A 12,589-nucleotide genomic window follows, 5' to 3' on the forward strand; every position below is an offset into this window, starting at 1 on the left:
GGAACAACTTGACAGTTGTGCCACTTTCTTTATTGTGGCAGTTGTGCCACTTTTCTTATCCGGGGCTCGCGCCCCCTCCCACCGCGCGATCCAGATCGGCTACGCCGTAGCCGGCGCCTACTTCGGCTGGCGCTGGGCGTTCGTCGAACACGGCCCGGTGTGGGAGCGCGCCGCGCGGGTGCTGGCCCAGATGGCCGTGCTCTCCACCCTGGTGCAGCTCGCCAGGTGGCGGCGCCGTCGCCGCACGGGCACCGTCGGGCCGCTCCGGCTGCCGCTGCGAAGCCTGCTGCTGGGCAAGTTGGCGCTGGTCGTCCTGGCGGCCGGCGCGGGGCTGCTGCTCGCCCGCTGGACGTCCGAGGCCCAACTGATCGCGGGAGCCGGCCTGTTCCTGGCGATCGCGCTGGGCGGCCCCGCACTGCACCGACGGCACGACGCCGCGTCCCCGCAATCCCTGTCCCCCGCCCGACCCGACCGGAGGCTTCCATGACCGAGACGACCGCCGACCCGACAGACTCCACCGACCCGACCGACACCGTCGACCTTCCGGGCCTGCCCCGCGAGCGCGGGTGCCCCTTCGACCCGGCGCCCGGCTACGCGCACCTGCGCGAGTCCGCCCCGATCACCCGGATCGCCTTCCCCAGCGGCGGATCCGGCTGGCTGGTCACCCGCTACGAGGACGTCCGCGCGCTGCTGGCCGACCCGAGGTTCAGCTCGCGACTGTCCGCCGCCGCCCCGCATGTGCGCACCGCCGTGGCGGCCCTGCCGGAGCCGCTGCCCGGCGCCCTGCTGCGTCTGGACGAACCGGAGCACGCACGCTACCGGCGCCCGGTCATGCGGGCGTTCACCGTCAAGCGCGTGCAGCAGCTGCGGCCCCGGATCCAGCAGATCGTGGACGAGCGACTGGACGCCATGGAGCGGGCCGGCGGGCCCGTCGACCTGGTCGCCGAACTCGCCCTGCCGGTGACCTCGTTGGTCATCTGCGAGCTGCTCGGCGTCAGCTACGACGACCGGGAGACCTTCCACGGCCTGGCCGGGAGGCTGCTGGCCATCGAGTCCTCGCCCGAGGAGGGCCAGCAGGCCAGGGCGGAACTCGCGTCCTTCATCGCCGCCCTGGTCGCCGCCAAGCGCGAGAAGCCGGATGACGACCTGCTCAGCACCCTGATCGCGGAGGCCGACGCCGATCCGGACAGCCCGCTGACCGACATCGCGCTCACCGTGCTCGGCTCGCTGCTGCTGATCGCGGGCCACGAGACGACCGCCAACATGATCGCGCTCGGCACCCTGACGCTACTGGAGCACCCCGACCAGCTCGCCGCCCTCCGCGAGGATCCCGCCCTGGCCGACCGCACGGTGGAGGAGCTGCTGCGCCATCTGACGATCATCCAGTTCGGCCTGGTCAGGATGGCGACCGAGGACCTCACCCTCGGCGGCCGGTCGATCAGGGCCGGCGAGTACGTGGTGGCCTCGCTCCCCTCGGCCAACCGCGACCCCGGCCTCGGCATCGAGGACCCTGACCGGCTGGACATCACCCGCACCCCCGCCGCCCACGTCGCGTTCGGCTACGGCCCGCACCAGTGCCTGGGCCAGCAACTCGCCCGCGCCGAACTCCAGATCACCCTCACCTCCCTGTTCAGCCGCTTCCCCGGCCTGCGCCTTGCCGCCCCGGCCGAGAGCCTGCCCTTCCGCGACGACATGCTCATCTACGGCCTGCACCAGCTGCCCGTCACCTGGTGAAGCAACCCCCGACTCCCCGACAAGGACACCCCATGCGCATCACCCTCGACGAGGACCGCTGCTGCGGCGCCGGTACCTGCGTCATGACCGCCCCCGACGTCTTCGACCAGCGCGACGACGGCATCGTCGTCCTCCTCGACCCCAACCCGCCCGCACAGCTTGCCACTTCGGTCCACGACGCGGCCGCCCGCTGCCCCGCCGCCGCCATCCGCGTGGAGACGGAATGACCACGCAGCCTTCCGGACCGGGCGAGGCGCTCACATGAGCACCACGCTGCGCCGGGTGGTCGTGGTCGGCGCCTCCGCCGCCGGACTCACGGCGGCGGAGACGCTGCGCCGCGAGGGCTACCACGGCCACCTGACCCTGATCGGCGAGGAACCCCATCTCCCGTACGACAGACCGCCGTTGTCCAAGCAGATCCTGGCGGGGAGCCGGCCGCCGAGCGCCTCGGCCCTTCGCGGCCCCGACGACTACGCCCGGCTCGATCTCGACCTGCGGCCGGGCCGCCGGGCCATCGCACTGGACGCCGACCGGCGAAGAGTCCAACTCGACGACGGCACCAGCCTCGACTACGACGGACTGATCATCGCCACCGGCGTCACGCCCCGCCGGCTGCCGAACGGGCACGACCTCGACGGCGTCCACGTCCTCCGCACCCTGGACGACGCCCTGCGCCTGCGACAGCACCTGCTGCGGAGACCCCGACTCGCCGTCATCGGCGGCGGGTTCACCGGTGCCGAGGTCGCGGCCACGGCCCGCACCCTCGGCCTGGACGCCACCCTGGTCTGCCAGGGCCCGTCCCCGCTCGCCGAACGCCTGGGCCAGGACATCGGCCAGCTGGTCGCCGAGCTCCACACCGACCACGGAGTACGGCTGCGCACCGGGGCCCGCGTCAGCTCCCTGGTGGGGTCGCAGGGGCGGGTGTCGGGCGTGCGACTGACCGACGGCTCCCGGGTGGAGGCCGACGCCGTCGTGGTGGCCATCGGCTCGACACCGGCCACCGGCTGGCTGCACGGCAGCGGCCTGGACATCGGCGACGGTGTGCTGTGCGACGCCTACTGCCAAGCGGGGCCGGGCGTTTACGCCGCCGGCGACGTCGCCCGGTGGTACCACCAGGACCTCGGCACCACCCTGCGGCTGGAACACCGCACCAACGCCGCCGAACAGGCCATCGCCGCAGCGCGCAACCTCCTCGGCGCGGGCGAACCGTACACGCCGCTCCCCTACTTCTGGAGCGACCAGTACGACGCCAGGATCCAGGCGTACGGAATCCGCACCGCCGACGCGGAGACCGAGGTGGTGGACGGCGACCCGGCGAAACGCTCCTTCGTCGCCCTCCACCGCACGGGCGGGCGCGTCACTGGCGCACTCGGCTGGAACAGCCCTCGGCCGCTGCGCTCCCACCTCGCGACCCTCACCCGCCCGGCGGCCCGGGCAGGCTGACGGCCCGGGGGCAGGCTGACCGGCGACGGCCGGGGCGGGCGCGCACGGATCAGAGGTCCGCGCTCGTCTCGGCCAGCACGGCGAACGCGGTGGGCAGCAGCCGGGCGAAGGCCCCGACCGGCACCTCCTCGGCCTTGCGCCGCTCCCGGACCGTACGGACCACCGCGCGCATCGCCGACATCGCCGTCATCGCGATCACGGCGGCCCGCAGATCCGCGTCGGGGCCCGGCGGCAGCCGCTGCGCGAGCAACCGGGTGAGCCGGCCCTCCAACTGCACGAAGGCGTACACCAGCCGGTCGGTCACCACCGCCTCCGCGCCCGCGAACGGCTGTGCCAGCGCTATCAGGGTGGTCTGCGGGGCATTGGCGACCGCCGCCAACACCGCCTCGCGCAGCGCGACCAGTGGGGGCTCCTCGATCGGGCGGCGCTCCAGCTCCCGGACCAAGCGGTCGAACGACGCCGCGAGGTCCGGCAGCAGCAGGTCCTCCTTGCTGTCGAAGTAGCGGAAGAACGTCCGCGGCGACACCCCGGCCGCCTCCACGATCTCCGCGACCGTCGTCTCGGCGAACCCGCGCTGGGCGAACAGGCGGGCGGCCGCACTGCGCAGCGCCTCCCGGGTCTCGGCCTTCTTGCGCTCGCGCAGTCCGGGAGCAGGGGCAGCATCCGATCGAACCATGCGACCAGACTACGCGAAACGGCACCTCTGCCGTTTGGCACAGCTGCCGGAAAGCCGCAGGTCACCGTGGGCTCGCGGGGAACCGCGGGCTCGCGAAGGAACCGTCGGCTCGCGCACGGCGCGACGGGGGCCGGCCGGGCCGTCGAGGCGGATCAGGGCGATGTCAGCGGAACCGTCGCCGGTGCTTCCTGCCGCTGGGCGGCCAGGTTCCGGACGGATGCGGGGAACGGCTGCTCCGCCCAGATGATCTTGCCCTGCGGGGAGTACCTGGTGCCCCAGTGCTGGGTGAGCTGGGCCACCAGGAACAGCCCGCGGCCGCCCTCGTCCGTGGTCGCCGCGTACTTCAGGTGCGGCGAGGTGTTGCTGCCGTCGGACACCTCGCAGATCAGACTGCGGTCGCGCAGCAGCCGTACCCGCACCGGCGCCGAGCCGTAGCGGATGGCGTTGGTGACCAGCTCGCTGAGGACCAGCTCCGTAGCGAAGGCCAGATCGGTCAGGCCCCACGCGTCCAGCGTCGCGGCACTCCACGCACGGATGTCGGCGACGGCGGCCGGATCGAACGGCACCTCCCGCTCGGCGACCCGCTCCGGGCCGAGCACCCGGGTCTTCGCGATCAGCAGCGCCACGTCGTCCTGCGGATTGGCCGGCAGCAGGGCGTCGAGCACGGCCCGGCAGTGCTCCTCGGGCTCGCGGCCGCGGTACGAGAGCGCCGCGCGCAGCAGTTCCATGCCGACGTCGAAGTCCCGGGTGCGCTCCTCGATCAGCCCGTCGGTGTAGAGCACGATCTGGGTGCCCTCGGCCAGCTGCACCAGCGCCGTCTCGAACGGCATCCCGCCCGCTCCCAGCGGCGGGCCGGTCGGCAGCTCCGGGAACACGACGCTGCCGTCCGGGCTGACCAGCGCGGGCGGGGGGTGGCCGGCGGTCGCGATGGTGCAGAGCCGGGAGATCGGGTCGTAGATCGCGTACAGGCAGGTGGCTCCGGTGACGCCCGTCCCGGTCCCGCTGTCGGTCTCCTCCTGGTCTATCCGGTTGGCGAGCTCGTCGAGGTAGCCGAGCAGTTCGTCCGGCGGGACGTCGAGGGCGGAGAAGTTGTGCACGGCGGTGCGCAGCCGGCCCATGGTGGCGGCGGCGTGCAGCCCGTGGCCGACCACGTCGCCCACCACGAGGGCGACCCGGCTGCCGGGCAGCGGGATCACGTCGAACCAGTCACCGCTGACTCCGGAGTGCGCGGGCAGGTAGCGGTGTGCGACCTCCAAGGCGCTCTGGTCGGGCAGCGCGCGCGGCAGCAGGCTGCGTTGCAGGGTCGCGGCCATGGCGTGCTCGCGGGTGTACCGGCGGGCGTTGTCGATGCTGACGGCGGCCCGCGCCACCAGTTCCTCGGCCAGCGAGCGGTCCTCGTCGTCGAACGGCTCGGGTTTCTGGGAGCGCCAGAAGTTGACCACGCCCAGGACGATGCCGCGGGCCTGCAGGGGGGTGGTGATGAGCGAGTGGACGCCGTGGTCGAGGATCCGCCGGGTCGTTTCCAGGTCCTGGGCGTGCCAGCCGTGGGCGACGGACAGGTCGGGGACGACCTGCGAGCGGCCGCTGTCGAACCCCTGGGCCATGGGGGTGGAGGGGATGAAGGCGATCAGTCGGCCGCGCGGGTAGAACGGGTGGTCGTCGGTGATGCCGTGGACGGCGGTGCGGCGCAGGTTGATGGCGCCGCCGCCGGGCTCGTCGCCCTGCAGGACGGGGTCGGCGAGGTCCACGGTGACGAAGTCCGCGAAGCCGGGGACGGCGACGCGCGCCAGCTCCTCGGCCGTGCGCTCGACGTCGAGTGTCGTGCCGATGCCGATGCCGGCCTCGTAGAGCATGGCCAGCCGTTTGCCCGCCACCTCGGCCTTGCCGGACAGCGCGAGGAGCTCGGTGGAGTCGCGGATCGTGGTGACCGTGCCCATTTTGCGGCTGTCGGGGTCGGTCGGCCGCTGGTTGACCGCGACCAGCCGGACGCCGGCACGGTGCAGTTCGTCGGTGACCACCCTGCCCGACAGCAGCAGTTCCGCGATGTCGGGGTCGAGGTCCCGCAGTTCGCTCAGGTGAAGGCCCTCGGCCTCGGCGGGCAGGCCCAGCAGCTCCCGCGCCTCGTCGTTGGCCAGCAGCAGCCGCCCGTCCTGCCCGACGATGACCACGCCCTCGCGCACCGCGTGCAGGACGGCGTTGTGGTGCTCGTACATGCGGGCCAGCTCGACCGGATCCATGCCGTGGGTCTGGCGCTTCACCCGCCGGGCGATCAGGGCGGTCCCGGTCGTGGCCACGGCGACGGCGGCGGCGCCGATGCCGAGGATGAGCGGCAGCTGCCGGTTGCCGACGGCGGTGACGTTGTTGACCTTGAGCCCGGCGGACACCAGGCCGGCGACCGATCCGTCGGGGGCGTTGACCGGCACGACCGCCTGGACCTCGTGGCCGAGCGGGCCGTGCACGCTCTCGGTGTAGATGTGCCCGGCCAGGGAGGGGCCGATGGTGCCGACGAACTGCTTGCCGATCCGGTCCGGCAGCGGGTGCGTGTACCGGATGCCCTGCGTGTTCATGACCACGATGAAGTCGACGCCGGCCTGTTGACGCGTCGCCTCCGTGATCGGCTGGAGAATGGCCGTGGGATTGGGCGACTTCAGCGCGTCGAGCAGGCCCGGGGAGTGCGCGAAGGTCTCCGCGACGGCGACCGACCGGTTCTTGGCCTCGGTGTCGCTGTTGCGCCGCGATTCGAGGACCAGCGCGAGGATCGCCCCGAGGACGAGCAGTACCACGACCACGACCTCCAGCACGAAGACCTGTGCGGCAACGCTCCTGGGGTTTTTCGCGATCAGTGACCTCCGGAATACGATCCGCGATCGGCCGGCGTGTTCGACCATGCGTCATTTCTAACACCACGCGTGCGATGGTGGGCAAGGAAGAAGCGCCAACTCGCATGGCCGCGGCCGGGCCGGGATCGCCGAACGCGCAAGCCACTGGCCGGGAGGGCCAAGTAGTACTCGCCTCGTGGACGATCTGGCCCACATCGCGGAGCGGGTCGGAACTGGGCGAGATCCAGACGTAGTTTTCGTCGGTGTAGCCGGGACGTGATGGTGAGGACTGGCGATGGGCGGGCCAGCCGGGGAGGCGGGCGATCGTTCTGCAGGTCGAGGAAGTCCTTGAACCGGCCCTCCTGTTCGGCGAGTTTCGTTCAGGGAAGCCGGGCGCCGGGCCGCAGTCACGCCCCCGCAGGTCGGTGGCCTCGATCCTGAGCTCCATGCGGTCTCCGCAACGCACCCACCCCGAGCACGCGCGGTAGCATCTGGCCGGTTCCGGGCGTCGAACGGGGAGAAGCGCGATGCCGCACGTCAATCAGTCCGTCGTGAAGCCGCTAGGGGCGGGCGATCCGAGTGAGGTCGCCGGCTACCGGCTGGTCGCCAAGATCGGCGAGGGCGGCATGGGAGCGGTCTACCTGACCCACTCCCGGGGCGGGCAGCCCGTCGCGCTCAAGCTGATCCGGCGGGAGTACGCCCAGGACCCGGACTTCCGTGCCCGCTTCGAGGCGGAGGTCCAGGCCGCCCGCAGGGTCTCCGGCTACCACATCGTGCCCGTCGTCGACCACGACCTGAGCGGGGACGAACCCTGGGTCGCCACGACGTACGTGCCCGGCCTCGCCCTCGACGACGCACTGGCGTTCTTCGGCCCGCTGCCACTGCCGACGGCGTTCCAGCTGATCGGCTGCACCGCCCACGCACTGGACATCGTGCACGCCGCGTCGGTCATCCACCGCGACCTCAAACCCAGCAACATCCTGCTCGGCTCCCAGGGCCCGTGGGTCATCGACTTCGGCATCGCGCGCGCCACCGACACCACCCAGCTCACCCGCACCGGCGGGTTCATCGGCACCCCGCAGTACATGTCGCCGGAGCACGCCCTCGGCCAGCGCGTCACCCCGGCCACCGACGTCTTCGCCCTCGGCCTGATCGCCGCCGTTGTGGCCACCGGCCGCCACCCGTACGGCGACGGGAGCGGCCTGTCCATCGCGGCGCAGATCGCCAACACCGCGCAGCAGCCGGCCGACCTCTCGGGCTATCCGGAGGCGCTGCGGCCGCTGCTCCAGGCCTGCCTCGCGGCCGATCCCGCCGCCCGGCCGACGCCCGCCGCCCTGGCCGAGTGGTGCCGACAGCTGTCGGGGCGGCAGCTGCGCGACTTCGCCGGCTGGCTTCCGGCGGCGCTCGGCGAGGAGGTCGCGCGGCGCGAGCACATGGCGCGGCAGATCCCGACGGCGGCTCCGCCCGCTGCCGCGCCGCCGGCCCCGGCCCCGGTTGCCCCGCCGACCCCGACCGTGCTCGCTACGCGGTTCGCCCAGGCCTCCCCTCCCCCTGCCGACGTGATACAGGCAGCCCGCGCGGCGCAGCTGGCCCTCCGTAGCCGCAGGCAGCGGGGGCTGACCCCCAGGGCGCTGGCCGGTGCACTGGTCCTGTCGCTGCTCACGGGCGGAGGAGCGTACTGGGCGCTGCGCAACCGAACCGACCACCAGGCGGCCCAGAGCAGGTCCACCGAGGACCCGAGCGCCTTCAAGGTCGGCGCGTACAACGCCGTGGACTTCGAGTTGAGTATCCCCACGGCGAACGAGGCCGCCCATTCCTGGAGCATGCTCGTGCTCTTCAGCCTGGAAGGCGGCGGCATCGCGCTCAACGACCCCAACAACACGACGGCCGGGGAGATCGGCCGGACCCGGAACACCCTGTCGTTCTACACCGAGTTCGGCAAGAGCACCGGCACCACGGTCGAGGAGTGCGCGGCGGCGGCGACGGGCTCGACGCTCCTGCCCAGCCACCTGACATCCGACGACCTCAACGGCCCTAAGTCGCCGATCGCGGAGGGCGACGTGCTCTGCACCCTCACCCCCAAGGGCCGCCTCGCCATGCTCAAGATCGAGCACATCGTCAAGAACCAGGCCGAATCCGACGAGGCGACGCCGCCCGCGCCGACCTACAAGACGAAGCTGACGGTCTTCATCCCGCCCTCGGCGAAGGAGGGGTAGCCAGATCGGCCGGCGCGACGCGATCCACCGTCGCGCCGGCCGTACGGATCAGCTCACCAGCCCGGCCTCGCGCTGCGCCGGCCGGTCGGGCCGTCAGGCGCGGGCGAGGAGCCAGCCGCCGAGACCGTCGCAGACTCCGGCGTTGTAGCTGGTGGAGCGGAAGCCCGGCGGGACGGGGGATCCCGGGCAGGCCCACAGGCCGGCGCGGGCGGTGTTGTGGCGCCAGGAGCCGGCACCGTCACAGCCCCAGGTCGTGTGACCGGTGATCACGTACCCGGCGACCACCGGGGAGCCCGAGCAGGTCCAGATCCCGTCGTGCGGGCGGCTGTGCTGCCAGGACCCGATGCCGCCGCAACCTGCGCGCAGGTGGTTGCTGATGACGTACCCGGGGACGACCGGCGAACCGGCGCAGGTCCAGATGCCGTCGCGGACGAGGCTGTGACGCCATGAGCCGATGCCATTGCAGCCGTACGTCGTGTGGTCGGTGATCACGTACCCGGCGACCACCGGGGAGCCGGAACAGGTCCAGATCCCGTCCTTGGCCGGCTGCTGGTACCAGGAGCCCCAGCCGCCGCAGCCCTTCCTGTCGTAGTCCGTGATGACGTATCCGGCCTGGACGGGCTGCCCGGAGCAGGCCCACTTGCCCGAGAAGCCCCAGGAGGGCTTGGCCTCCGCCACGGACATGCCGGAGACCGTGCCGCCGAGGACGACGGCCGCGACCAGCGCGAACGCCGCCGCGGTGGCGCCTATCCCCCTGCGGACGACCGCGGCCGTCGCACGCTTCCATCGTTGACGGGCATTCATGTGCAGTTCACTCCACTCGGGTTGGCGATGAGAGAGCTGTCCGGACCGCCGGACGCCCGGCGGCGGAGCGGGAGTCACCCTATGTGATGGCAGCATGGAAATTCGGTGGAGGTTCCAGGAATTCCGCCCTGGGCGCCACCTTGTCCGAAACCTGGCACAACGACCGTCGGATCATTGACGCGAGGCCAGCCGCAGCCCTATGGGCCTCGACCGCAGCCCCGTCGGCCCCGCAGTCCACGAACCCGGCGGACCGTTAGCCCGTCCGGGTGACATCGCGGCACAACAGGCGCATGGTGGAAGGAAGGGCGACTCGGACGACCGCTACCGGCTCCGCCGCTCGCGGGCTCGCCAGGCCCGGACAATTCGCATACAGAACGACCGTCGGCCCAGCGCCACACCGGTGGCGCCGATGCCCCTCAGGACCCGACAAGGGGAACGCCGATGACGAACGAACGGCTGCTCAACCACGCCCCGACCCAGGACCACGCCGAGGCCGACGTCGACGTCGTCGTGGTCGGCTCGGGATTCGGCGGCTCGGTCGCCGCCTACCGCCTCGCCGAGGGCGGCCGCTCCGTGGTCGTGCTGGAGCGCGGCAGACCGTACCCGCCGGGCGGCTTCGCACGCTCACCCGCCGCCATGGCCCGCAACTTCTGGGACCCTAGCGAGGGCCTGTACGGCCTGTTCGACGTCTGGTCCTTCCGCGGTCTGGAAGGGGTGGTCTCCAGCGGTCTGGGCGGCGGCTCGCTGATCTACGCCAACGTGCTGCTGCGCAAGGACGAGAAGTGGTTCGTGCAGGAGTCGCCGCTGCCCGGCGGCGGCTACGAGCACTGGCCGATCAGCCGCGCCGACCTCGACCCGCACTACGACCGGGTCGAGCGGATGCTCGGCGCCACGCCCTACCCGTACCGCGACACGGCGAAGACCCGCGCCATGGAGGAGGCCGCGGACCGGCTCGGCCTGCGGGCGGAGCGGCCACCGATCGCCGTCACCTTCGCGCCCCGGCCCGGCGGGGAGCCCGTCCCCGGCGCCCCCGTCCCGGAGCCCGAGTACGGCAACGTCCACGGCTTACCCCGGAGCACCTGCCGGCTGTGCGGCGAGTGCGACGTGGGCTGCAACTTCGGGGCCAAGAACACCCTGGACCACACCTACCTCTCCGCCGCCCGGCACCACGGCGCCGACCTGCGCACCCGCTGCGAGGTGCGCGGCTTCGCGCCCCGGCCCGGAGGCGGCTGGGAGGTCCGCTACGTGGTGCACGACCCCGCCCGCGAGGGCCATCCCACCGCGACCGACCGCCTCCCGCTGCGGCGGATCGGCTGCCGGCGCCTGATCCTGGCGGCCGGCACCTTCGGATCGACCTACCTCCTGCTGCGCAACCGGGGCGGCCTGCCCGGCATCAGCCCGGCCCTGGGCACCCGGTTCAGCGGGAACGGCGACCTGCTGGGGCTGGTGCTCGAAGCGACCGACGGTGCCGCCGGGCGCGGCCCGCGCCGCCTGGACAGCAGCACCGGCCCGGTCATCACCACCGCCGTCCGGGTCGGCGACGAGCTCGACGGGGACGGCTCCACGGGGCGCGGCTTCTACGTCGAGGACGCGGGCTACCCGGCGTTCGTGGACTGGCTGGCCGAGGAGGCCCAGATCCCGGGCGACCTCCGCCGGACGGTCGCGTTCGGCGTGGACCGGCTACGCGCCCGGTTCGCCCGCACCCGGCAGAGCCACCTCAGCCGTCAACTCTCGCTGCTGCTCGGTTCGGGCGTGTTCTCGGAGTCGGCGCTGCCGCTGCTCGGCATGGGCCGGGACGTCCCGGACGGCCGGATGAGCCTGGCCGGGGGCTTCCTCGAGGTCGACTGGACGGTGGAGACCTCGCTGCGGTACTTCGAACGCGTCCGCTCGACGATGCGCGCGCTGGCCGAGGAACTCGGTGGCGAGTTCGTCGACAACCCGCTCTGGTGGGCGCACCGGGTGATCACCGTGCACCCGCTGGGCGGCGCCCCGATGGGCCGCCACCCCACCGAGGGCGTCTGCGACTCCCACGGCGAGGTGTTCGGCCTGCCCGGGCTGTACGTGCTCGACGGCTCGGCGCTGCCCGGGCCGGTGGGAGCGAACCCGTCGCTGACGATCGCCGCCTTCGCCGACCGGGCCTGCGACCACATCCTCACCGACACCTCCGCGCCTCGGGTCGAGGTCGCCGCACCGGTGCCGGCAACCACCCCCGGACCGGCCGCGGCCGTACGAACCGCCGGCCCGGCGACGCCGTCCACCGACGGCGAGCGGGCGACCAGCCTCTCCTTCACCGAGGAGATGAAGGGCTACGTCGCGCTCGATGCCGCGGACCCCGAGGAGGGGCGGGCACTCGGCCGCTCCCGGCACCAGCGCCTGATGTTCCGGCTCACCATCACCGCGCCCGACGTGGACCGTTTCGTCGCCGACCCGGGGCACCCGGCCACCGCCGTCGGCCACGTCGAGTGCGACCTGCTCGGCGGCCTACTGCCCGTCGAACACGGCTGGTTCAACCTGTTCACCCGGGACGGCGACCCGGGCCGCCGGCTGATGCTGTACCGGCTGCACCTGCGCGATCCGGGCGGCAACCCGGTGACCCTGGTCGGCCACAAGGACGTGCACGACGACCCCGGCTTCGACCTGTGGCGCGACACCTCGACGCTCTACTTCCGGCTGCTGTCCGGCCACGTGCTCCCGGACGGCGACGAGGCCGCGCCGCTGCTCGGCGCGGGGGTCGTCAACATCCTGGTCCGGGACTTCGTCCACCAGCTGACCACCTTCCGCACCACCGGTCCGCACCCCGCCCAGGCGATGGAGCACTTCGGCCGGCTGTTCCTCGGCCAGCTGTGGGCCGTGTACGGCCCGCACCTCGGCCGGGCGGATCAGCCGGTGTGACCGGG

General features: G+C 72.7%; 9 protein-coding genes. 6 read left to right on the forward strand and 3 right to left on the reverse strand.

The features are described from left to right. Positions 1-43: 43 nt before the first annotated feature. Genes F7Q99_RS33735 through F7Q99_RS33750 form a run of 4 tightly spaced genes read left to right on the forward strand, consistent with a single transcriptional unit; the run spans position 44 to position 3,177 of the window. Positions 44-487, forward strand: coding sequence for a hypothetical protein (locus tag F7Q99_RS33735; RefSeq protein ID WP_153468898.1), 444 nt, complete (start codon positions 44-46; stop codon positions 485-487). Next, positions 484-1,734, forward strand: coding sequence for a cytochrome P450 (locus F7Q99_RS33740; RefSeq protein WP_153468902.1), 1,251 nt, complete (start codon positions 484-486; stop codon positions 1,732-1,734). The genes F7Q99_RS33735 and F7Q99_RS33740 overlap by 4 nt, the downstream gene beginning before the upstream one ends. Before the next feature lie 32 nt (positions 1,735-1,766). After that, complete coding sequence (locus F7Q99_RS33745; RefSeq protein ID WP_153468905.1) at positions 1,767-1,961, forward strand: ferredoxin; 195 nt, start codon at positions 1,767-1,769, stop codon at positions 1,959-1,961. Positions 1,962-1,995: 34 nt separating this feature from the next. Beyond that, complete coding sequence (locus F7Q99_RS33750) at positions 1,996-3,177, forward strand: NAD(P)/FAD-dependent oxidoreductase (protein WP_326847446.1); 1,182 nt, start codon at positions 1,996-1,998, stop codon at positions 3,175-3,177. 49 nt (positions 3,178-3,226) lie between these two features. On the opposite strand, the gene F7Q99_RS33755 is transcribed toward F7Q99_RS33750, so the two are convergent. Then, entirely contained in the window at positions 3,227-3,853 is a 627-nt protein-coding gene (locus F7Q99_RS33755; protein ID WP_153468908.1) for a TetR family transcriptional regulator, read from the reverse strand. A 152-nt stretch (positions 3,854-4,005) separates the two neighbouring features. Then, on the reverse strand, positions 4,006-6,741 hold the full coding sequence (locus F7Q99_RS33760; protein ID WP_153468911.1) for a SpoIIE family protein phosphatase/ATP-binding protein: 2,736 nt from the start codon (positions 6,739-6,741) through the stop codon (positions 4,006-4,008). A 458-nt stretch (positions 6,742-7,199) separates the two neighbouring features. Here F7Q99_RS33760 and F7Q99_RS33765 point away from each other — a divergent pair, with 458 nt between their 5' ends. Then, a complete protein-coding gene (locus F7Q99_RS33765; protein WP_153468914.1) occupies positions 7,200-8,888 on the forward strand; it encodes a serine/threonine-protein kinase in 1,689 nt (562 codons plus the stop codon). 93 nt (positions 8,889-8,981) lie between these two features. Here the strand turns inward: F7Q99_RS33765 and F7Q99_RS33770 are convergent, their stop codons facing one another. Next, positions 8,982-9,692 carry a hypothetical protein gene (locus F7Q99_RS33770; RefSeq protein WP_153468917.1) on the reverse strand — a complete coding sequence of 237 codons (711 nt, stop codon included), beginning with the start codon at positions 9,690-9,692 and terminating at the stop codon, positions 8,982-8,984. Positions 9,693-10,133: 441 nt separating this feature from the next. Between F7Q99_RS33770 and F7Q99_RS33775 the strand changes: the two genes are divergently transcribed. Further along, the gene (locus tag F7Q99_RS33775; RefSeq protein WP_153468920.1) at positions 10,134-12,584 is read left to right on the forward strand and encodes a GMC oxidoreductase; all 2,451 of its coding nucleotides are present in this window, start codon (positions 10,134-10,136) and stop codon (positions 12,582-12,584) included. Positions 12,585-12,589: the final 5 nt, after the last annotated feature.

Source organism: Streptomyces kaniharaensis (assembly GCF_009569385.1).
Lineage (GTDB): Bacteria > Actinomycetota > Actinomycetes > Streptomycetales > Streptomycetaceae > Kitasatospora > Kitasatospora kaniharaensis.